General features: G+C 60.9%; 20 protein-coding genes, 1 tRNA gene and 1 pseudogene. 12 read left to right on the top strand and 10 right to left on the bottom strand.

The genetic code is table 11. From position 1 onward, the window contains the following. Window positions 1–11: 11 nt before the first annotated feature. The gene (locus tag USDA257_RS18090; RefSeq protein WP_014764392.1) at window positions 12–1259 is read right to left on the bottom strand and encodes a GGDEF domain-containing protein; all 1248 of its coding nucleotides are present in this window, start codon (window positions 1257–1259) and stop codon (window positions 12–14) included. A 225-nt stretch (window positions 1260–1484) separates the two neighbouring features. On the opposite strand from USDA257_RS18090, the gene USDA257_RS18085 reads away from it, so the two are divergent. Beyond that, a complete protein-coding gene (locus tag USDA257_RS18085; protein WP_014764390.1) occupies window positions 1485–3467 on the top strand; it encodes a bifunctional 2',3'-cyclic-nucleotide 2'-phosphodiesterase/3'-nucleotidase in 1983 nt (660 codons plus the stop codon). Between the two features lie 148 nt (window positions 3468–3615). Here the strand turns inward: USDA257_RS18085 and USDA257_RS18080 are convergent, their stop codons facing one another. Then, window positions 3616–3936: an HlyU family transcriptional regulator gene (locus USDA257_RS18080; RefSeq protein ID WP_014764389.1), complete on the bottom strand. Its 321-nt coding sequence runs from the start codon at window positions 3934–3936 to the stop codon at window positions 3616–3618. 78 nt (window positions 3937–4014) lie between these two features. Next, complete coding sequence (ilvA, locus tag USDA257_RS18075) at window positions 4015–5262, bottom strand: threonine ammonia-lyase (RefSeq protein ID WP_014764388.1); 1248 nt, start codon at window positions 5260–5262, stop codon at window positions 4015–4017. 216 nt (window positions 5263–5478) lie between these two features. On the opposite strand from ilvA, the gene USDA257_RS18070 reads away from it, so the two are divergent. Beyond that, the gene (locus USDA257_RS18070; protein ID WP_041414379.1) at window positions 5479–6069 is read left to right on the top strand and encodes a hypothetical protein; all 591 of its coding nucleotides are present in this window, start codon (window positions 5479–5481) and stop codon (window positions 6067–6069) included. A 52-nt stretch (window positions 6070–6121) separates the two neighbouring features. Here USDA257_RS18070 and USDA257_RS18065 read toward each other — a convergent pair. Both USDA257_RS18065 and USDA257_RS18060 read right to left on the bottom strand, forming a co-directional pair. Beyond that, window positions 6122–6207: transfer RNA gene (locus USDA257_RS18065), tRNA-Leu, on the bottom strand. Between the two features lie 162 nt (window positions 6208–6369). After that, window positions 6370–7569 carry an IS256 family transposase gene (locus USDA257_RS18060; protein ID WP_014761859.1) on the bottom strand — a complete coding sequence of 400 codons (1200 nt, stop codon included), beginning with the start codon at window positions 7567–7569 and terminating at the stop codon, window positions 6370–6372. A 370-nt stretch (window positions 7570–7939) separates the two neighbouring features. On the opposite strand from USDA257_RS18060, the gene USDA257_RS37485 reads away from it, so the two are divergent. After that, window positions 7940–8179 carry a hypothetical protein gene (locus USDA257_RS37485; RefSeq protein WP_041415385.1) on the top strand — a complete coding sequence of 80 codons (240 nt, stop codon included), beginning with the start codon at window positions 7940–7942 and terminating at the stop codon, window positions 8177–8179. Beyond that, window positions 8176–8352, top strand: coding sequence for a hypothetical protein (locus USDA257_RS37165; RefSeq protein ID WP_014764386.1), 177 nt, complete (start codon window positions 8176–8178; stop codon window positions 8350–8352). The genes USDA257_RS37485 and USDA257_RS37165 overlap by 4 nt, the downstream gene beginning before the upstream one ends. A 112-nt stretch (window positions 8353–8464) precedes the next feature. Here USDA257_RS37165 and USDA257_RS18050 read toward each other — a convergent pair whose 3' ends face one another. The 3 genes and pseudogenes from USDA257_RS18050 to USDA257_RS38825 all read right to left on the bottom strand — a co-directional run. Then, on the bottom strand, window positions 8465–8683 hold the full coding sequence (locus tag USDA257_RS18050; RefSeq protein ID WP_014764385.1) for a hypothetical protein: 219 nt from the start codon (window positions 8681–8683) through the stop codon (window positions 8465–8467). Window positions 8684–8777: 94 nt separating this feature from the next. After that, a complete protein-coding gene (locus USDA257_RS18045) occupies window positions 8778–9020 on the bottom strand; it encodes a DUF2188 domain-containing protein (RefSeq protein WP_014764384.1) in 243 nt (80 codons plus the stop codon). Between the two features lie 247 nt (window positions 9021–9267). Then, window positions 9268–9389: pseudogene (locus USDA257_RS38825) on the bottom strand (NAD(P)H:quinone oxidoreductase); the annotation flags it as partial. Between the two features lie 244 nt (window positions 9390–9633). On the opposite strand from USDA257_RS38825, the gene USDA257_RS18040 reads away from it, so the two are divergent. The 3 genes from USDA257_RS18040 to gpt all read left to right on the top strand — a co-directional run bounded on the left by USDA257_RS18040 (window position 9634) and on the right by gpt (window position 12126). Continuing rightward, window positions 9634–10389 (top strand): competence/damage-inducible protein A, encoded by a 756-nt coding sequence (locus USDA257_RS18040; protein WP_014764383.1) that lies wholly within the window; start codon window positions 9634–9636, stop codon window positions 10387–10389. Window positions 10390–10691: 302 nt separating this feature from the next. Beyond that, a complete protein-coding gene (locus USDA257_RS18035; protein WP_014764382.1) occupies window positions 10692–11357 on the top strand; it encodes a glutathione S-transferase family protein in 666 nt (221 codons plus the stop codon). A gap of 271 nt (window positions 11358–11628) precedes the next feature. Then, window positions 11629–12126, top strand: a complete 498-nt coding sequence (gene gpt / locus USDA257_RS18030) for a xanthine phosphoribosyltransferase (RefSeq protein WP_014764381.1) — start codon at window positions 11629–11631, stop codon at window positions 12124–12126. Between the two features lie 17 nt (window positions 12127–12143). On the opposite strand, the gene USDA257_RS18025 is transcribed toward gpt, so the two are convergent. Continuing rightward, entirely contained in the window at window positions 12144–13619 is a 1476-nt protein-coding gene (locus USDA257_RS18025; RefSeq protein WP_014764380.1) for an NAD(P)H-hydrate dehydratase, read from the bottom strand. A 342-nt stretch (window positions 13620–13961) separates the two neighbouring features. Between USDA257_RS18025 and USDA257_RS18020 the strand changes: the two genes are divergently transcribed. The 3 genes from USDA257_RS18020 to hspQ all read left to right on the top strand — a co-directional run bounded on the left by USDA257_RS18020 (window position 13962) and on the right by hspQ (window position 16315). After that, entirely contained in the window at window positions 13962–14300 is a 339-nt protein-coding gene (locus USDA257_RS18020; RefSeq protein WP_003528058.1) for a P-II family nitrogen regulator, read from the top strand. Window positions 14301–14391: 91 nt separating this feature from the next. Then, the gene (gene glnA / locus USDA257_RS18015) at window positions 14392–15801 is read left to right on the top strand and encodes a type I glutamate--ammonia ligase (protein ID WP_014764379.1); all 1410 of its coding nucleotides are present in this window, start codon (window positions 14392–14394) and stop codon (window positions 15799–15801) included. Window positions 15802–15985: 184 nt separating this feature from the next. Then, entirely contained in the window at window positions 15986–16315 is a 330-nt protein-coding gene (gene hspQ / locus USDA257_RS18010; RefSeq protein ID WP_014764378.1) for a heat shock protein HspQ, read from the top strand. Between the two features lie 161 nt (window positions 16316–16476). Here the strand turns inward: hspQ and USDA257_RS18005 are convergent, their stop codons facing one another. Then, window positions 16477–17100, bottom strand: coding sequence for an invasion associated locus B family protein (locus USDA257_RS18005; RefSeq protein ID WP_014764377.1), 624 nt, complete (start codon window positions 17098–17100; stop codon window positions 16477–16479). Between the two features lie 342 nt (window positions 17101–17442). Between USDA257_RS18005 and USDA257_RS18000 the strand changes: the two genes are divergently transcribed. Together USDA257_RS18000 and USDA257_RS17995 are read left to right on the top strand one after the other, a co-directional pair. After that, window positions 17443–19239: an extracellular solute-binding protein gene (locus tag USDA257_RS18000; RefSeq protein WP_041415383.1), complete on the top strand. Its 1797-nt coding sequence runs from the start codon at window positions 17443–17445 to the stop codon at window positions 19237–19239. Between the two features lie 80 nt (window positions 19240–19319). Next, window positions 19320–19985, top strand: coding sequence for a DsbA family oxidoreductase (locus tag USDA257_RS17995; RefSeq protein ID WP_014764375.1), 666 nt, complete (start codon window positions 19320–19322; stop codon window positions 19983–19985). The last annotated feature ends 38 nt before the right edge of the window (window positions 19986–20023 follow it).

The following is a 20023-nucleotide window of genomic DNA, read 5'->3' as shown; positions in this document are numbered from 1 at the left end:
AGCCGCGTGGATCAGCGCCCGACGACGCGGTTGCGGCCGGTATTCTTGGCCGCGTAGAGGCGAATATCCCTTTGCGCCAGCAGTTCGTGAATCCCGGCACCGTCGGCAAGCGTCGATGAAACGCCGAAGCTCGCGGTAACCGGGTGCCCGTTCGGCGTCTTAACTCCAGCGGAGACGGCGAGCCGTATGTCCTCAGCCCGCGCGTGCGCATCCGCATAGGGGAGCCCCGGGCAGAGCACGACGAACTCCTCACCGCCGTAGCGGAACAAGAGGTCCGTGGGTCGGAGCTTTGCTCTTACCGTTTCGGCCAGTTTCTGCAGCACGCGATCGCCTTCCAAATGGCCGAACTGATCGTTGACGCTCTTGAAACGGTCGACATCGATGATCATCAGGCTGACCGGGGCACTTTGCGCCACCGCATCGCGGATCATCCGCTGCCCCTCCGCTTCGAAGCGGCCACGGTCCAGCGCACCCGTCAGGGTATCGCGACCCGAACGCGACAACAGATCCTCGTAGCGTTCGCGGAAGGTGAGGTCGTTGAAGACGTCGCCGAGCGGCCGGTCCGAGATCGCCAGGAAAGTATGGCGCGAGGCGTTGAGATAAAAGCCGATGGCGACGGCATAGAAGGGTGCCGCCAGCATCTTGGCCATCCACCCGCCCCAGAACACGTCTGCGGGCGCGCCATTCACAAAGTGGAGCGCGGCATAGAAGCCGACTTGGTCGAATGTCAGCACGACGACGCCGCAGATCAGGAAGCGCATCGTGACGAAGCGGCGGAACCATCGACCGAGCTTCTCGTAAAGCAGGATGATGATCAGGGAATCGAAATAGAGGAGCGTCGTACCCCAGACCATCAGCCAGCCCATCTCGTCGATGAAGGCGATATCGGCGACACGGCCGGCGACGATCGATACCGTATCATGTCGCCTCAAGAGCAGGCTGAGCGCCACGGTCAGGAAGTTACCGGCGAGCAACCCGTAGATCGGCTGGCGGACCGTCGCCGCGTCCTCCTTCACATAAAGGAGAAGGATCATCATGAGCTTGCCGGAAAAGAACACGGCCGAGCCGGGAGAAATCACCCCGAACGGCAGTTGAACGTAGAAAACGGCGGCAAGATAAGTCTCGATGAAATGCATGACGCCAAGCGCAGCCACGAAGACCCCGAGCCCCAGACGGGCGCGCAAGTGCAGAAGCCCGATCATCGACGCGACATAAACCAAGGCCTCGGCAAGCAGGAGCATGAGATTGGCGTTTGGCATGCGCGTAGAAAACTTCCGGTTTCACTTGTCCGGTGCATAAAGCTAGAACTTGAATAAAGCTTTACCGGTCGACGGATGCCGGCGAGGAAGAGACAAGAATCCGCCGCTTTGCCGTTCGGCCGCCATCGGCCATAGTCGCGCGGTCAGGTTGCAGGCCCGGACGCGCGATTGCCGGCGCTTGCACGGTTTGATATGCCCGAACGAGGTTTGAATACGGAGACCGCCATGTCATCGACGACCGCACCGCATCCCATTTCCCGCCGCGCCTTGCTCGGCGGCTTGGCCGCCTCGTCAGCTCTCGCCGTGCTGCATCCCTTCTCCGTCAAAGCTGCCGCCAACCAGGCCCATCTCAGGATCATGGAGACGACCGACCTGCATGTGCATGTGTTCCCCTACGACTACTACGCCGACAAGCCGAACGACACGTTGGGCCTCGCACGCACCGCCTCGATTATCGACGCGATCCGTGCCGAGGCGACCAATGCCGTCCTCGTCGACAATGGCGACTTCCTTCAGGGCAACCCGATGGGCGATTACATTGCCTACAAACGCGGCATGAAGGAGGGCGACGTTCACCCGATCATCGCCGCCATGAACGTGCTCCGCTACGATTGCGGCACGCTTGGCAACCACGAGTTCAATTACGGCCTGGACTTCATGTTCAACGTGCTGGACGGCGCGAATTTTCCGATCGTCTGCGCCAATCTGACCAAGGGCGTGCTCGCCGCCGGTCCCCGACAGGACGAACTTTTCCTCAAGCCCTACGTCATCCTCGATCGCAAGGTTAAGGACGGAGCCGGCCAGGAGCACCCGATCCGCATCGGCCTGATCGGCTTCGTACCGCCGCAGATCATGACGTGGGATGCCAAGAACCTCGAAGGAAAGGCAAACGCCCGCGACATCGTCAGGGCAGCGGCAGCCTGGGTGCCGCAGATGCGCGAGGAAGGCGCCGATATCGTCATCGCCCTTTCCCACTCCGGCATCGGACAACAGGCCTATGCCGAAAACCTCGAAAACGCCTCGGTCCCTTTGGCGGCCATCGACGGCATCGACGCCATCGTCACCGGGCACAGCCATCTCGATTTCCCGGGGCCGAAGTTCGAGGCGGTCGCCGGCGTTGACAACAAGACAGGGCTCATCTCGGGCAAACCCGGCGTGATGGGCGGCTTCTGGGGCTCCCATCTCGGCTTGATCGATCTGCTTCTCGAGCGCGACGGCGGCGCATGGCGCGTGATCAGTTCGACGAGCGAGGCACGGCCGATCTATCGGCGGGAGGAAAAAAAGGTCATTGCCGAGGTCGGTGACAAGCCGGAAGTGCTGGCGGCGGCGCAGAAGGACCACGAGGCGACGCTCGCCTATGTCCGCACGCCCGTCGGCAAGACCTCGGCGCCGCTCTATTCCTATTTCGCCCTCGTCGCCGACGATCCCTCCGTGCAGATCGTCAGCCAGGCGCAGACCTGGTATATCCGCGACATGCTGAAGGACACCGAGCACAAGGACCTGCCGGTGCTTTCCGCGGCAGCCCCTTTCAAGGCCGGCGGGCGCGGCGGTGCAGACTACTATACGGACGTTCCGGCGGGCGACATTGCCATCAGGAACGTCGCCGATCTCTACCTCTATCCAAACACCGTGCAGGCGGTCGTCATCACCGGCGAGCAGGTGCACAACTGGCTCGAAATGTCCGCCGGCATCTTCAATCAGATCGCTTCCAGATCGACCGATGCGAACCTGATCAACGGCGATTTCCCGTCCTACAATTTCGACGTGATCGACGGCGTCACCTATCAGATCGACCTTTCCCAGCCGGCCAAATACGACAAGGACGGCAATCTGGTGAACGCGGCTGCGAACCGCATCCGCGACCTGCAGTACGACGGTAAGCCAATCGATCCGGCCCAGAAATTCGTCGTGGCGACCAATAATTATCGCGCCGGCGGCGGCGGGCATTTTCCGGACATCGCCGCCGACAAGGTCGTCTTCGTCGCCCCCGATACCAATCGCGACGTGATCGTCCGCTACATTGTGGAGCAAGGGACGATCAACCCGTCGGCCGACGCCAATTGGAAGTTTGCGCCGCTCAAAGACACCAGCGTCGTCTTCGACAGCAGCCCGAAGGCGAGGCAATTCCTGGCTGAGGTCAAGGCCGTTACCGTCGAAGACGCCGGCGACGGCGCTGACGGCTTCGCCCGCTTTCGCATCAGGCTTTGAGCGTAACGGCGAGTCTAGCATGCGCCGTTCTGCCGAGCGGCGCATGCGCGGATGCTCGCTCGGTAGGATGAGAATCCCGCCCTGAGCAGAATTGAGCTATAGCCTTAGAAAAACTTCATAACCGACTGAATGTGCGGTATTTATGCCGTCACACGGAGCGAGACGGAGCATCGTCGGAGAAGAGCGCGGAGCGCTGCTCGTCGACGATCTGTCGCCCCTTGCGGAGCGCCGAATCAATGGCGTCCTGCTCGGAGGTGAAGAGATCGGCACGAATGAAATTGCGCACCTTCGTGGCGCCGTCCGGCATCGCCTTTTCGATGCTGCCGGCGAGCCGGAATTGCGCGCCCTCGCGCATCGGCGTGGCGCGGATCAGGCAATCCGCATAGGACTCAGCCTTGCCTGGGACAGGCTCAGCCTGCTTTTCGGAGCCACCGGACAAGCCGAACAATTTCGAGAAAAACGATGCCATGTCTCATGGTTAGCCGTGGCTGCAGTCTCTGTCAAAGCCAAAGTTGGTTGGCTCGCGCAGCCAGGCGGCGACGGCCCGTCAGATGACCAGATTGGCCAGAATCTCGTTCTCGGTAATATCCTGGTAGCGCAGCCCCGCCGCATCGAAGCGCTGCTTCAGCAGCGGGAAATTTTCCGCGTGCTTGGTCTCGATGCCGATCAGGACGGAGCCGAAGTTGCGCGCCGATTTCTTGAGATATTCGAACCGGGCAATGTCATCCTCCTCGCCCAGCATATTCAGGAAGTCGCGCAAGGCGCCCGGCCGCTGCGCCATGCGCAGGATGAAGTATTTCTTCAAGCCCGCGTAACGCATCGCCCGCTCCTTCACGTCGGGAAGGCGCTCGAAGTCGAAATTGCCGCCGGAAACGACGGCGACCACCGTCTTGCCTTCGAGCCCTTCGCGGCCGAGTGCTTCGAGGGCGGTAATGGACAACGCGCCGGCCGGCTCGAGAACGACGCCTTCGACGTTCAGCATCTCGGTGATCGTCAGGCAGATCGCGTTTTCTGCAAGGAGCATGACCTGCTCAGGCGCAAAGCCGCTGAGCGCTGCAAAATTGAGATCGCCGATCCGCGCCACCGCCGCGCCGTCGACGAAATTGTCCACCTGATCGAGCGTGACGACGCTGCCCGCCTCGAGGCTGCGCCTAAAGCTCGGCGCACCCTCCGGCTCACAGAAGATAAACCGATCGGTCGTCAGAGCATCGGCGAAATAGCCGGTCACGCCAGCCGCCAGTCCGCCGCCGCCGACGGGCAGCACGACGAGATCGGGGATCATGCCGTCCGGCAATTGCTCGACAATTTCCGCCGCGACGGTCGCCTGCCCCTCTATGATATCGGGGTGATCGAAAGGCGGCACCATGACGCCGGCGATCGCCTCCACGTGGTCGCGTGCGGCCTTGTAGCAATGGTCGAAGATATCGCCGACGAGGCGGATCGTTATGTATTCGCCGCCGAAGATGCGGGTCTTGTCGATCTTCTGCTGCGGCGTCGTCACCGGCATGAAGACGATGCCCGGAACGCCGAAGTGCCGGCAGACGAAGGCGAAACCCTGCGCATGGTTGCCCGCAGAGGCGCAAACGAAGGTCTTGCCCGAGGCCCCCGCCGCAAGCGCCCTGCGGAAGAAGTTGAAGGCGCCGCGGATCTTGTAGGAGCGCACCGGCGAAAGATCCTCGCGCTTCAGATAGACCGTGGCGCCGTAACGCGCGCTCAGATGGTCGTTGAGCTGCAGCGGCGTCGCCGGAAAGATTTCGCGCATCGCCGCGGCCGCCTGTTCAACTTCCTGCTTCATCTCGTCACATTCATCCGTTCGTTTTGAGATTGCTGTCGCTATCGCACATTGCTGTCGTTGAAACCATCGATTTGGCGCGTCTCGCGGTTCGGCCGCAGAGAACGGCTCGGGACGTCATCCTACGCCGATCTGCTGCAGTCGGCACAACCTTCCTTGTCTTGACTTGCGCTCTCAAATGCCGACAGTTTGAGCAGTCGGGATGCTTGGGGAAGTGCGATGGCGAACTACCTGCCCATGCTTGCGATACTCTCGCTTGCGGCTTCGGCGCTCGTCGTTTGCGAAGCCGAAGCGGGGCCGCTCTCCGACGCGGCGGCGGAAGCTGAAAAGCAGGCAAGCTCCGGCGACGCGGCAGGCGCCCGGGAAACGCTGCGCGACGCTCTCAGCGCGTTCTCGCAAACCCTCCCCTTCACGATTGGCAAGGCGATTTTCGTCACGGCCGAACCGGCAGGTTATGCGATGTACGAGCCGAAGCAGGATTCGGTCTTCAAGGCGGGCGAAACGATTGTTTCCTATGTCGAACCGGTTGGGCTGACCTGGAAGGAGGCAAGCGCCAAGGGCAAGCTTGAAACGCGCTTCACCGTCGATCTCGACATCGTCAACCCCAAGGGCGAAGTGCTCGCGACCCGCAAGGCCTTCGGCGACTTCACCTTCACCGGCTATCTCCGTAACCAGGAGATCTACGCAACGCTGACCGTCGACGTCACCGGCGCCCCGGCCGGCGACTATGTCCTGCGCTTCCGCTTCAACGACATCAACAGCGGCAAGAACGCGACCGTCGACCAACCTTTCAAGATTGCGGGGGAGTAAAGGGCGAAGGCCTCAGTTTTCTCCAGAACGCTTCGACGTCTGTGCAATCATTTGGTGCGGACAACGGGACTCGAACCCGTAAGCTATTGAAGCGACAGATTTTAAGTCTGTTGTGTATACCAATTCCACCATGTCCGCGTGCGACTTAAATCAATTACTTAGACGCTCCAGTCAAGCGAAGTTTTACCGACAAAACGCTAGTGTTTGTTCAGAGACCGTTGCCCAGGCGAGGATCGTGCCCACTGGAGTGGTGTAACTGACGGCTTTGGTCGCCGTGCTCTCCGGCGTAGGCCGGACTGATCAGCGTGCCACTGCCGGCAGGCTGATGAGCGGATCATCACTCATCTGGCTAATAGTTTCCAGTGTCATGTAGCGAGCCCGCTGCACGGCCCACTCGTCATTTTGTTCAAGCAGCAATGCGCCGACGAGGCGGACGATGGCATCGTCGTTGGGAAAGATGCCAACGACCTCGGTGCGCCGCTTGATCTCGCCATTGAGTCGCTCGATCGGATTGATCGAGTGTAGCTTGACGCGGTGCTCCTTGGGGAAGCTCATGTAGGCGAGGACGTCGTGCTCGGCCTCGTCCATGATGGCGGCGAGCTTCGGCACTTTCGGGCGGATCTGGTCGGCGACGGCGCGCCATTGCAGGCTTGCCGCCTCTGCCGTCTCCTGGGCGAAGGCGGTGGCAATGAAGGCCGACACGACACGACGGCCACTCTTTCCGGCATGCGCCAGCACGTTGCGAGCGAAATGAACCCTGCAGCGCTGCCAGGTGGCGCACAGAACTTTGGAAACCGCCGCCTTGATGCCTTCGTGGGCATCGGAAACGACGAGCCTGACGCCGCGCAGGCCACGCCGAGTTAGCTTGCGCAGGAACTCTGTCCAGATCGGCTCGGCTTCCGATGTGCCGACCTCCATGCCCAGCACCTCGCGCCGGCCGTCCGTGTTGACGCCGACGGCGATGATCACAGCGACGGAGACGATGCGGCCGCCGCGGCGCACCTTCAGGTAGGTGGCATCGACCCACAGATATGGCCAGTCGCCCTCGATCGGCCGGTCGAGAAAGGCCTTCACCTTGCCGTCGATCTCCTCGCAGAGCCGGCTGACCTGGCTCTTGGAGACGCCGCTCATGCCCATGGCCTTGACCAGGTCGTCGACCGAGCGGGTCGAGATGCCCTGAATGTAAGCCTCCTGGATCACCGCCGTCAGCGCCTTCTCAGCCATGCGCCGCGGCTCCAGGAACGAAGGGAAGTAGGTGCCTTTCCTGAGCTTGGGGATGCGCAGCTCGACGGTGCCGGCTCGCGTCTCCCAGTCCCGGTCGCGATATCCGTTGCGCTGGGCCGTGCGCAACGGGTTCTTCTCGCCATAGCCGGCGCCGGTGGAGGCACCCACCTCCATCTCCATCAGCCGTTCAGCGGCAAAGCCGATCATCTCGCGCAGAATATCGGCGTCGGGGGTCTTCTCCACGAGCATGCGCAGGTTCATCATGGCATCGGTCATCGGTGCTTCCTTCGAATCAGGTTGGTGTGAGCAACCCGACCCTACCGGGGAACATCGATGACCGCTGCTAGCCGCTCGCTCGCTACAGCGCTGTTGAGGGCGCGCTCCCGAGCGGCTTCGCTACCGCCGAGTTACACCACTCGACGGGACACAACCCAGGCGAGTGTCGCTCGCAAAGTCCGAAAAGTCGAGCCGCCCTACGCAGGTTGTCCGTGCCGCACTATGAGGGTAGCCATCCCTCTCCCATCACGCCCCCTTGACAAAGAAAATCACACGAACCCCTGATTCGCCAGGGGTTCAATCCTTGCGTGTTGCTGGCAATGTATTGACCGCAAGACTGTCCTAACATTCGATGGCAGAGGGGATCGGCGTGCGTCCATTGCGAGCGTCCAGCAGCACAGCTTTGTTGCCGGAAGACCTCGACGCGCTTCAGCGCGTCTACGACCGGTTGTGTGACGAATATCGGTGGTCGCGCAATAGCGCACAGGCGCAGCGATATGGCCGAATGCTGATCGAAGAGTACCAGGCCGGCACTAGGGACGAGCTCGTGCTCCTGATCGCCGGACGCTCGTTCATCGAAAATTCCCTCGCACAAAGGAGGCCGGCATGACGCAGCAGGTTTCGATCGACAGCGAGGATCTCGCCGAGAAGCGGCGCGTCATCGACGCCATGAAGGATGCCTTCGCAAGCGCGATCGAAGCGCGCCAGGCGGAACTGCGCGCCCGGGACATGCCTGGGCACCGGGCGGGTTGGATAGGCATGCTTGCGCGAAAACAGCGCTGAGACACATCCATTCTCGACGTGAATCCGCAGCACATCGCTTCCCACATTCGCCATACACGCGAATGCCGAGGCTTGCCTTTTCATTCACGGAAACAAGCCGTGCGCGGTCGTCTCAGTGATAAAAGAAACAATCGCAATCGGCCTTCTGGGCGTCTTCGCCGCGCCAGACCCGGACTGCCAGTTTCGACGACTCGCCGTCGTCTTCGAGCCGTAACCCGAGCAGCGATACTGCAGCCGCCTTCGGATTGGGTGCATCGACTTCAATGACCGATCCGACCTGGTGTACGCCCTCCCGAGCGGTCCAGGTGAAGATCTGAACGCTGTAGTGCATAGATATCCTCCGTCGCGCTGTCGCTTGCGTCCGTGGACGGCCTGGCTTTTAGGGGCGAAACATAGGTCCGCAGGCAAATGCCCCTACGACACTCTCAGCCATCCTCGACGGTTGCTTCAGGTCGATCTCCTCCATCGGCGTGTTCGAAATGCCAGTTTCCCTGCTCATCCTGGAAGCTGATTTCCTCATCGTCGCCGCCGACTTGCTGTTCCGCCGCCGCAGTTTTCGCGGCCGCCAGCGCCATCTCGCGACTGGGAAAGGACTCTGAATACGCGTCGGCGGCCTTATAGGCCCAGCCTCCGTCGTGTTGAACGATCGAATAAGTGATCCGCGCCATTCTTCACTCCCGTGGATTTCCAGGGACATCCTGCCCCCGGTTTGGCCGTTGCGGCACGGCCGTTCTGCTCCTCCTTGCCTGTGGCATGTCCACCCGGACGGCGCGATGTTAACACAAATTGGCTATAGTTGTGCCATTTTTGAAGAGCGCTCCGCGGCGTTCGCCTATAGCCAAGATTACCGAACAATTTCAATTCTAAAGGCGGCTCCAAAGTGGGGCCGCAATCGCAGGGGACTAGCTCATTTGATCAGTCCGCCAGCTTGGCGGCTATCCGCGCGACGTGGGCGCCCTGAAAGTGTCGAGTTCCACCTCGGACGACTGGCGCGAGCCCTCGCCGCCGGTGATCGTCGACAAGTCATACGGGCATCCCGTTTAATGTGGTGATGCCCATTTATCCCTGGATCCTGTTGGCTCCAGAGGTCACTTCACTGCGACGACGACCTTCCCTTTGGCACGAGCCGTTTCGACATATTGGCAATTCCGCTTGATCGCCGCGGCCGGCAGGTTCTATCAAACGGATGTATTGCCAGAACGAGACCGGTCGACAGACCTTTCAGTCTTGTTCAACAGTAAGCAGATCGCGTTGAACGATCCGAACCATTCCGGAGCGCAAATGAACAGTGCCAGTATCGTCACCGCTGCCATGCTCGCCATCGGCGACGAGCTTCTCTCCGGCCGGACCAAGGACAAGAACATCGGCCACCTGGCCGACGTGCTGACCATGGTCGGCATCGATCTGCGCGAGGTACGGATCGTTGCCGACGATGAAGAGGCAATCGTCGAGGCCGTCAATGCACTGCGCGGACGCTACGACCATGTCTTCACCTCCGGCGGCATCGGCCCGACGCATGACGACATCACCGCCGACGCGATATCGAAGGCGTTCGGGGTCGAATGCGTCCACGATCCGAAGGCGATGGAACTGCTCGGCGCAATGTATGAGCGGCGCGGCATGGAGTTCACCGAGGCCCGCAAGCGGATGGCGCGCATGCCGCTCGGGGCGGATCACATCGCCAATCCGGTATCGACCGCACCCGGCTTCAAGATCGGCAATGTCTATGTCATGGCGGGCGTCCCGCAAGTGTTTCAGGCGATGCTCGATGGCCTATTGCCCAGCCTTCAGGCGGGGACGCCGATCCTGTCGCGAACGGTCCGCTCGCCCTTTGGCGAAGGTGATATCGGCACGCCCTTGACCGACGTGCAAAAGCGCCATCCCGAAACGAGCATCGGCTCCTATCCGAAATTCGATGGCAAGAGCTTCTCGACCGATATCGTGATCCGCGGGCGCGAGGAATCGGCGCTTGCCGCGGCCGAGACCGAGGTGGTGGCGATGATCGAGGCGATCTCACGCTTACGCCAGGGCCGCTAATGCATGTCGCCCAAAAGTGTGCAGCGGTTTTGGGATGACGACATGCATAAAACCAAGGCCTAAGTGCGCCGTGTGAACAGGTTTGAATGCAACTCGCTTTCGGACTCGGTCCGCACGCAGTTTGACGGCAGCGGGCTCAACCTCATCTGCAGTACGGGCAACCAGACTTGATCAGACATCGGCAGGTCCTCCTGCCGCATTAGAACCACGATGAACTGACCGCGAGGACTATCTCGAGCATCGGGAGTCGGAATCTCGTTTAGCCAGTCGTCTTCAAGACAGACAAGCTATGGAGAACAACAATGACTATTACTATTACCGCCTTCGAACGGTCGCCCGATGGCGGCAAGGGTCTGGCGCGTGACATGCGCGTTCGCTGGGCGCTCGAAGAAGTGGGCCAGTCTTACGCGGTTCGTCTTCTTTCGTTCAAAGCGATGAAGGAACCCGCGCATCTCGCGCTTCAACCTTTCGGGCAGATTCCGACCTATGAAGAAGGCGATCTCGCCCTGTTCGAGTCGGGGGCAATCGTGTTCCATATCGCGGAGCGCCATGCGGGCCTGCTGCCCGAGGATGCGAATGCTCGGGCGCGCGCGATCACATGGATGTTTGCCGCGCTCAACACAGTGGAGCCGCCGATCTTCGACCGGGCCCTCGCCAAGATCCTCGAGCGCGACGAGCCTTGGTACGAGCAGCGCCTGCGCTCTCTCGAGGACAGCATCCGGAAACGGCTGGGTGGCCTTTCCAGTCGCCTTGGCGATGCCGAATGGCTCGATGGTGCGTTCAGCGCCGGTGACCTGCTGATGGTGACGGTGCTGCGCAGGTTGAAAGGATCGGGGATACTGGAGGAATATCCGAACCTCTCCGCCTATGTCGCCCGTGGCGAAGCGCGGCCCGCATACAAGCGTGCTTTCGACGCCCAGTTGGCGGTTTTCGCCGCCGCATCGACCGACGGACAAAGGCCGCTCTAGGCTCGAACCTGTCACGCGACTCCTTCGCTCAGTTTATGGGTCCTGACTCTAAGGCGCGTCGCACTCAAACGTATTCATGCGGCGCGCTTTAGGTTCTTGTCTATGCATGTCGTCATCCCAGACCGCTGCACACTTTTGGGCAACATGCATTAGGCAAGCCCTTGCGCTGCAGGCTTCCTTGCCAGTATTGCATTCGCCAACACGGAAGCGCCGAGGGTCACTCCCAATCAGCCGGAGCGCTTCTATTCGACCAGTTATCGGAGCGCGTCACATGTCTCTTCCCGAAAAAGCCTTCCCCGTATCCTGGGACCAATTCCACCGCGACGCGCGTGCACTCGCCTGGCGGCTGGCCGACAACGGACAGGAATGGCGCGCAATGGTGTGCATCACCCGGGGCGGCCTAGTGCCGGCGGCAATCATCAGCCGGGAACTCAACATCCGCATGATCGAAACCGTCTGCATCGCCTCCTATCACGACTACGACACGCAGGGGCAGATGAAGCTGCTAAAGGGCATCTCGCCGGAGATCGCCAGAGACGGCGGCGAAGGTGTGCTGATCGTCGACGACCTGACCGACACAGGCAAAACCGCCGCCGAAGTCCGTGCCATGCTACCCAAGGCGCATTTCGCCGCGGTATACGCTAAGCCGAAGGGCCGCCCGATGGTCGACACCTTCGTCACCGAAGTGAGCCAGGATACCTGGATCTATTTCCCCTGGGACATGGGCTTCACCTATCAGGAGCCGATCGCCAAGGGAACGCGCGGCTAGTCTAACCCTTCGCCGCTTCAAAGGAGCGGCGGAATATTTTCGACGAGCGTTTCGGCCGTCGCGGTACGGCCGGCGCGGACGCCCGCCTCGCCGTGGCGCCAGACCGCAGCGGCGGCCGCTTCGAAGGCGGGCAAGCCTTGCGCCAGATGGGCGCCGATGATCCCGGCCAGCACATCGCCCGATCCAGCAGTGGCAAGCCAGGCCGGCGCATTCCTGTTCACAACGGCACGGCCGGAAGGCGCAGCCACCACCGTATCCGGCCCCTTGTAGACGATCACCGCATGGCTGAGCCTTGCCGCCGCCTGCGCCTTCTCGATCTTGGAGAACGAGGTATCGGCGGCGATCTCAGGGAAAAGCCGCGCAAACTCGCCTTCGTGCGGCGTCATCACGACTTGGCCACTGCTTTTCACGATCTTTTCAAACAGCTCTTCCCTGCCCTGCTGAAAGGAACTCATCCCGTCCGCATCGAGAACCAGGGCCCGATCACACAGCATCAGGACGAAGTCCCTCGTCTTCTTGCCGACGCCGAAACCCGGACCAAGCACGAATGTATTCAGCCGCTTGTCCTGCAGCCACCCGGCGAGATCGGCGGCAGTGCCGATTTCCTTGAGCATGACGGCCGTCAGGTGCGAAGCGTTGACGGCGACCGCTTCCGGTGGGGAGCCGAGTGTCACCAGCCCTGCCCCTGCGACCAGACCGGCCGCCGCAGAAAGCCGCGCCGCGCCGGTAGACGTCGGACCTCCCGAAAGGACGGCAAGGTGGCCGCGCTTGTATTTATGAGTGCCAGCCTCGAGACCGTCGGCATATTGCCTCCAGACGGCCGGCGTATTGATCCGCAGTTCGCTTGCCCTCGCGGCCACAAGCCGAGCGGGAATGCCGATATCGAAAACCTCGAGCGTGCCGCGCAACGCACGCCCCGGCATCAGGACATGCCCCGGCTTTGCCGCCATGAAAGTGACCGTATGCGCGGCGGTGAAACTGGCGCCGCGCACCTCGCCGGTGCGCCCATCGATGCCGGAAGGCAGATCAACCGCCAGAACTGGGATCCCACTCGCATCGACCCGCTTGATGAGCTTTTGCGCCGCATCCGGCAGGTCGCGCGCGAGACCTGCCCCGAACAGCGCATCGACGACAATGTCGCCAGATGTGGGTTCATATGCCTCGAGGTCCATGATCCCGAGCCGGCAGGCGCTGCGGGCCTTGGCCGCGTCACCCCGCAACTTGTCGGGGTCTCCCAGCGCGTACAAGACAACCTGCGCGCCGCTCTCGGCCAGAGCTTCTGCCGCGACATAGCCGTCGCCGCCATTGTTGCCCGGGCCGCAGAGCACGACAAAGCGAGAGGCAGCCGGAAACAGCCGGAGGGCGGCAGCCGACACCGCCATCCCCGCCGAGCGCATCAGCGAAAAGCTGTCGATGCCGGAATCGGCTGCGCCCCTGTCGATCTCCGCCATTTCGGTCGGCGTCACCAGCATGTTTTCAAGCGCGTCGAGCATGGGGCTGATCTAATCCCGCCCAGGCCTGCTAGACAAGAGCACGCCGGAACTATGCATGTCGCTCTTTTTTTCGGCATTTGCCTATGAATGGCGCTCAAATAACGGGCTTTGCGCATGAAACTGCGGCGATCGCTGGGGATAATGCGTTCCAGTGGGTGAATCTTCATAAAAAATAGGCAGAACATGCAGGACCGGGAGCCGGTGCCGGGCGGACTCGACTTGAGCGGGTGAAAATTCCCCCTCCTCGCATCATGCCTCTATAAAATTGGCACACTACATGCATACTGGAAGGCGAGCGGGTGAGACCCGGCTTTACAGGGAGAAGCGGAGAGAAATTTTCTCATGAAAAAGATCGAAGCGATCATAAAGCCCTTCAAGCTCGACGAAGTGAAGGAAGCCCTTCAGGAAGTCGGTTTGCAAGGCATTACCGTCACGGAAGCCAAGGGCTTCGGACGGCAAAAGGGACACACGGAGCTCTACCGGGGCGCCGAATACGTCGTCGATTTTCTGCCAAAGGTGAAGGTCGAAGTCGTGTTGGCGGACGAGAATGCGGAAGCCGTAATCGAGGCCATCCGCAATGCCGCCCAGACCGGCCGCATCGGCGATGGAAAAATTTTCGTGTCCAATGTGGAGGAAGTGATCCGAATCCGCACCGGCGAAACCGGCCTCGACGCCATCTGATTGACTGTCCGTCCGATACCTCCATCCCATCCTGAGGGCCGCTCGGCCCCGATTTTCCAACTGCGTCATCTCACACGGGGATTTGCAAACCATGACGACTGCCAGTGAAATTCTGAAGCAGATCAAGGACAACGACATCAAGTTCGTCGATCTGCGCTTTACCGACCCGAAGGGCAAATTGCAGCACGTGACTATGGACATTGCTGTGGTCGACGAGGACATGTTCGCCGACGGCGTCATGTTCGACGGTTCTTCGATTGCCGGCTGGAAGGCGATCAACGAGTCCGACATGGTGCTGATGCCCGATCCGGAAACGGCCCATATGGATCCGTTCTTCGCGCAATCCACCATGGTCATCGTCTGCGATATTCTCGATCCGGTTTCCGGCGAGGCCTACAACCGCGATCCGCGCGGCACGGCGAAGAAGGCCGAGGCCTACCTCAAGGCATCCGGCATTGGCGACACCGTCTTCGTCGGCCCCGAGGCTGAATTCTTCGTCTTCGACGACGTCAAATACAAAGCCGACCCGTACAACACCGGCTTCAAGCTCGACAGCGCCGAACTGCCCTCCAACGACGATACGGACTACGAGACCGGCAACCTCGGTCATCGTCCGCGCATCAAGGGCGGCTACTTCCCGGTTCCGCCGGTCGACAGCTGCCAGGACATGCGTTCCGAAATGCTGACGGTGCTTGCCGAAATGGGCGTCACGGTCGAGAAGCATCACCACGAAGTGGCCGCCGCCCAGCACGAGCTTGGCGTCAAGTTCGACGCGCTCGTTCGCAACGCCGACAAGATGCAGATCTACAAGTATGTCGTGCATCAGGTTGCCAATGCCTACGGCAAAACCGCGACCTTCATGCCGAAGCCGGTTTTCGGCGACAACGGCTCGGGCATGCATGTGCACCTGTCGATCTGGAAGGACGGCAAGCCGACTTTCGCCGGTGACGAATACGCCGGCCTCTCAGAAACCTGCCTCTTTTTCATCGGCGGCATCATCAAGCACGCCAAGGCGTTGAACGCGTTCACCAACCCGTCGACGAACTCCTACAAGCGTCTCGTCCCCGGCTACGAGGCACCGGTTCTGCTTGCCTATTCGGCCCGTAACCGCTCGGCCTCCTGCCGCATTCCGTTCGGCAGCAACCCCAAGGCGAAGCGCGTCGAAGTCCGCTTCCCGGATCCGGCCGCCAACCCCTATCTCGCCTTCGCCGCCATGCTGATGGCCGGCCTCGATGGCATCAAGAACAAGCTGCATCCCGGCAAGGCGATGGACAAGGATCTCTACGACCTGCCGCCGAAAGAACTGAAGAAGATCCCGACGGTTTGCGGCAGCCTGCGCGAGGCCCTCGAAAGCCTCGACAGGGACCGCAAGTTCCTGACCGCCGGCGGCGTCTTCGACGACGACCAGATCGACTCGTTCATCGAGCTCAAGATGCAGGAAGTCATGCGCTTCGAGATGACCCCGCATCCGGTCGAGTACGACATGTATTATTCCGTCTGATGGCGAGGCCACCGGTCCGTCAGACAAGGCTGGTCCATTCGAGATGAGAGCGAAAGGCGGGCTTCGATCGAAGCCCGCCTTTTCTCAAATGCGACAGCAGGAAAGCTTTTTCGGCAGGATCGGGCACCTATTGATGTTCCACATGCGACAACCCAAATATTGGTCTGAAAGGATGTGTTGCGTCATGAAACAAAGAAACGCGAAATTCGAAATCGGGCAGATCGTTCGCCACCGGTTCTTTCCGTTTCGCGGCGTCATCTTCGACGTCGATCCGGAATATGCGAACACCGAAGAATGGTGGAACTCAATTCCCCAGGAAATCCGGCCGAGCAAGGACCAGCCCTTCTATCATCTGTTCGCCGAGAACGACGAAAGCGAATATGTCGCCTATGTCTCGGAACAGAACCTCGTCTCTGACGAGAGCGACCAACCGATCCGCCACGCGCAGGTGGACGCCTTGTTCGAGAAGGCGGATGTGGGGCATTACAAGCCGAGGGCGGATTATCGCCACTAGACGATTGCGCTTCGGTTCCGTGCCGAGCTGAAGTCAGACCGGCCCATGGATGCGCAAGGTGCGGACGGAGAACCGTTCGCACCTTTTCTTAACTGCCTCCGATTCCCATAAAAAAACGCCCGGCGAACTACCGGGCGCATTTCATCTCGGAAGCGAAAGAGTTACTGCTGCTTGGCAGCCTTCTGGGCCTCTTCCAGCTTCTTGCGCGCATCTTCCGCCTTCTTCTGCATTTCTTCCTGCAGCAGGCGCTGGCGCTCTTCAAGCTGCGACTGTTCGATCGGCTCGCCGTCGAAAATGCCGGTAAAGCCTTCCAGCGTCATCTTGATCGGGTTGGGAGCACGCTGGAAATTGACCGACGTGAAGACGACTTCATTGCCCTTCTTCAGGTTGGCGATGAGTGCGTCGGAGAGCGGCGCCTCGGCAACGCACTTGTCGGGCATGCAGATGGCGTAGTCGAGCTTGACGCCCTTGCCGCCATCGATCTGCATCTGAACGCCCGGTGGGATCATGCGCGCGGAAGGTACCGAAACCTGCACAACCTTGCGGTTGACCTTGCCGGAGACGGTGATAAGGCCGACGGCGGTGATAAGCTGACCATTATTAGCGGTGAGCAGGTTCTGAACGATGCAGACGTCGTTATCCTCCTGCTTCGTGCAAACCTTGAACCAACCCTGCGGGGGCTTGCCCTGCTGCGCAGAGGCGATACCCGGCGCGCCGGCTGCTGCTACGGAGAGCGCCAGCGCTGCCATTCCCGCACGTTTGGTGAAGTTCGACTTGAAGATCATTGTGATTCCGTCTCCTGAAAACCGGCCACGGAACAGTTCGTTCCGCTGGTGAGTATCGTCAGCCGCCGTTGTCCTGTTGGCCAATTGAGGCTTTTGAATGGCCCCGATTCCGGAAACACCTGTTACATTGGCTCGTGCCGTTTATCCAGTGTTTCCTTGCATTTTTTGTACTCGGCGACAGCGGATATTGCGCACGAGACGCGAGGAGGACACCGCGGCCCTGTATAGGGGTCTTCCCGGCTGCCTTGTTGGAAATATCCCCGCGCATTGGTAACGTGCCGGGAATCGGACCGTCCAATCCTACGGGAGGTGAAGTTGCGCGCAGTTCTTTCCGGCCTGGTCATGCTTCTGGCGACCAGCATATCGGCCAATGAAGCCGCCGCCGCCCCAGTGCACGCCATCTCCATGCACGGCGAGCCGGCCCTGCCGGCCGATTTCAAGCACTTCCCTTACGTCAAACCGGACGTCAAGAAGGGCGGAAAGATCTCCTATGGAGTGGTTGGCACATTCGACAGCCTCAACCCCTTCATCCTTAAGAGCATGCGTACGACCGCGCGGGGAATGTGGGACCCGGGTTTCGGTAACCTCGTCTACGAATCGCTGATGCAGCGCTCCCAGGACGAGCCTTTCACCATGTACGGACTGCTTGCGGAATCGGTCGAGTGGGACGACGACCGCACCTTCATCCAGTTCAACCTCAATCCCAAGGCGCGCTGGGCCGACGGTCAGCCCGTGACCGTCGAGGACGTGATCTTCACCTTCGAATTGCTGCGCGACAAGGGACGTGCGCCGTTCAGCAACCGTTTGTCGAAGGTCGCCAAGATGGAGAAGACCGGCGATCGCAGCGTTCGCTTCACTTTGAAGGAAGATGCCGACCGCGAGTTCCCGCTATTGCTGGCGCTTTCGCCGGTGCTGCCGAAGCACGCCATCAACGTCGAAGGCTTCGACAGGACCACGCTCGAGCCGCCGCTCGGCTCCGGCCCCTATCGCGTCGCCGAGGTGAGGCCGGGCGAGCGGATCGTCTATCGCCGCAATGCCGACTATTGGGGCAAGGACCTGCCGTCGAAAGTCGGCGTCGACAATTACGACGAGATTTCCGTCGAGTATTTCCTCCAGGAGAACACCCTTTTCGAAGCCTTCAAAAAGGGCGAGGTCGATGTCTATCCGGAAGGCAGCGCCACCAAATGGGCGCGCGCCTATGATTTTCCCGCGGTTCGCTCCGGCGACGTCATCAAGGAGAGCTTCAAGCCGAAAACGCCGTCCGGGATGCTCGGCTTCGTCTTCAACACCCGCAGGCCGATGTTCAACAACGTCAAGCTTCGCCAGGGCCTCGCCCTCGTCTTTGACTTCGAATGGGTCAACAAGAACCTGTTCGACGGTGCCTATGCGCGAACTCAGAGCTATTGGCAGAACTCGTCGCTCTCCTTCCTGGGCGCCGCCGCCGACGACCGTGAGCTCGGTCTGCTGGGAGACGTGAGAGAGAAAATCAACCCCGCCATCCTCGACGGAACCTATCGGCTGCCGGTCACCGACGGCTCCGGCCGCGACCGCAACGTGTTGCGCGAGGCGGTGACGCTACTTCGCGAGGCCGGCTATTCGATCAAGGACGGCAAGATGGTCGATGACAAGGGCACGCCGCTTGCCTTCGAGATCATGAGCCAGAACGCCGGCCAGGAGAAGATCGCGCTTGCCTATCAGCGCTTCCTCGCGCCGCTCGGCATCGTCGCAACCGTCCGAACGGTCGACGATTCTCAATACCAGCTGCGCAGCCAATCCTTCGATTACGACGTGATTATAAAGTCCTATCCTTCCTCGCTGTCGCCGGGCGTGGAGCAGGTCGGCCGCTGGGGCTCGCAGGCGCGGGACAGACAGGGCAGCGAGAACTTCGCCGGCGTTGCCGACAAGGACGTCGACAAGCTGATCAACAACATCCTGCAGGCGCGCACCCCCGAAGATTTCACCGCTGCCGTGCGCGCCCACGATCGGCTGCTGGTCAATAACGCCTATGTCGTGCCGCTCTACCATCTGGATGCGCAATGGATTGCCCGCTGGAAGCATATCGGGCGCCCATCGGCCGTGCCGCTCTACGGCTACCAACTACCGACCTGGTGGGATGAGCGCGCACAGCAGGTGCCATAGTTCCCTTTTGGTAACGCATTGAAAGAAGCGGCTGGTCGGCCTATGTCGCTGCTTTAGAAAAACAGAAAAAGGCCGACGCCATGGAAACCGTCAATATCGATATCGTCTCGGACGTCGTCTGCCCGTGGTGCTATCTCGGCAAGAGCCGTCTCGACCAAGCGATCGCCAATGTCGCGGGCGAAGTTGATGTCGCGATCCAGTGGCGTCCCTATCAACTCAATCCCGATCTGCCGCCGGAAGGCGTCGACCACAAACGCCATCTTGCGGCAAAGCTCGGCGGTCAAGAGGCCGTCGACCGGGCGCACAAGATGCTGGAAGACCTCGGTCGGGAAGCTGGCATCGCCTTCGATTTCGATGCCGTGAAAATCAGCCCGAACACGCTCGATGCACATCGCCTTATCCGCTGGGCATCGACCAGCGGCGCAGATGCCCAGGCCGAGACCGTACGGCTGCTTTTCAAGGCGAATTTCGAGGAGGGCAAGAATGTCGGCGATCACGCCGTTCTGCTCGACATCGCCGAACAGGCGGGCCTCGACCGACCCGTCATCGCTGCGCTTTTCACCTCGGATGCGGACAAGGACGCCGTCACGCAGGAAATCGAAATGGCCCGGGAGATCGGCGTGACCGGCGTTCCCTGCTTCATCATCGAACAGCAATATGCGGTGATGGGAGCGCAATCCGTCGAAGTGCTGACGAATGCACTTCGCGAAATCGCACAGATGAAGGCGGCCAGCCCAGCCCACTGATCCGCTCAATCGATTTTGGGTCGTGGCGCCGGCATCCC

Source organism: Sinorhizobium fredii USDA 257, from assembly GCF_000265205.3.
Taxonomy (GTDB): domain Bacteria; phylum Pseudomonadota; class Alphaproteobacteria; order Rhizobiales; family Rhizobiaceae; genus Sinorhizobium; species Sinorhizobium fredii_B.
This window is presented reverse-complemented; position numbering and strand designations above follow the sequence as displayed.

Excerpts from the sequence above, each read along its gene's own strand:
- USDA257_RS18090 (WP_014764392.1), bottom strand. The coding sequence starts at position 1,259 with ATGCCAAACGCCAATCTCATGCTCCTGCTTGCCGAGGCCTTGGTTTAT.
- USDA257_RS18085 (WP_014764390.1), top strand. The coding sequence starts at position 1,485 with ATGTCATCGACGACCGCACCGCATCCCATTTCCCGCCGCGCCTTGCTC.
- USDA257_RS18080 (WP_014764389.1), bottom strand. The coding sequence starts at position 3,936 with ATGGCATCGTTTTTCTCGAAATTGTTCGGCTTGTCCGGTGGCTCCGAA.
- ilvA (WP_014764388.1), bottom strand. The coding sequence starts at position 5,262 with ATGAAGCAGGAAGTTGAACAGGCGGCCGCGGCGATGCGCGAAATCTTT.
- USDA257_RS18070 (WP_041414379.1), top strand. The coding sequence starts at position 5,479 with ATGGCGAACTACCTGCCCATGCTTGCGATACTCTCGCTTGCGGCTTCG.
- USDA257_RS18060 (WP_014761859.1), bottom strand. The coding sequence starts at position 7,569 with ATGACCGATGCCATGATGAACCTGCGCATGCTCGTGGAGAAGACCCCC.
- USDA257_RS37165 (WP_014764386.1), top strand. The coding sequence starts at position 8,176 with ATGACGCAGCAGGTTTCGATCGACAGCGAGGATCTCGCCGAGAAGCGG.
- USDA257_RS18050 (WP_014764385.1), bottom strand. The coding sequence starts at position 8,683 with ATGCACTACAGCGTTCAGATCTTCACCTGGACCGCTCGGGAGGGCGTA.
- USDA257_RS18045 (WP_014764384.1), bottom strand. The coding sequence starts at position 9,020 with ATGGCGCGGATCACTTATTCGATCGTTCAACACGACGGAGGCTGGGCC.
- USDA257_RS18040 (WP_014764383.1), top strand. The coding sequence starts at position 9,634 with ATGAACAGTGCCAGTATCGTCACCGCTGCCATGCTCGCCATCGGCGAC.
- USDA257_RS18035 (WP_014764382.1), top strand. The coding sequence starts at position 10,692 with ATGACTATTACTATTACCGCCTTCGAACGGTCGCCCGATGGCGGCAAG.
- gpt (WP_014764381.1), top strand. The coding sequence starts at position 11,629 with ATGTCTCTTCCCGAAAAAGCCTTCCCCGTATCCTGGGACCAATTCCAC.
- USDA257_RS18025 (WP_014764380.1), bottom strand. The coding sequence starts at position 13,619 with ATGCTCGACGCGCTTGAAAACATGCTGGTGACGCCGACCGAAATGGCG.
- USDA257_RS18020 (WP_003528058.1), top strand. The coding sequence starts at position 13,962 with ATGAAAAAGATCGAAGCGATCATAAAGCCCTTCAAGCTCGACGAAGTG.
- glnA (WP_014764379.1), top strand. The coding sequence starts at position 14,392 with ATGACGACTGCCAGTGAAATTCTGAAGCAGATCAAGGACAACGACATC.
- hspQ (WP_014764378.1), top strand. The coding sequence starts at position 15,986 with ATGAAACAAAGAAACGCGAAATTCGAAATCGGGCAGATCGTTCGCCAC.
- USDA257_RS18005 (WP_014764377.1), bottom strand. The coding sequence starts at position 17,100 with ATGATCTTCAAGTCGAACTTCACCAAACGTGCGGGAATGGCAGCGCTG.
- USDA257_RS18000 (WP_041415383.1), top strand. The coding sequence starts at position 17,443 with ATGCTTCTGGCGACCAGCATATCGGCCAATGAAGCCGCCGCCGCCCCA.
- USDA257_RS17995 (WP_014764375.1), top strand. The coding sequence starts at position 19,320 with ATGGAAACCGTCAATATCGATATCGTCTCGGACGTCGTCTGCCCGTGG.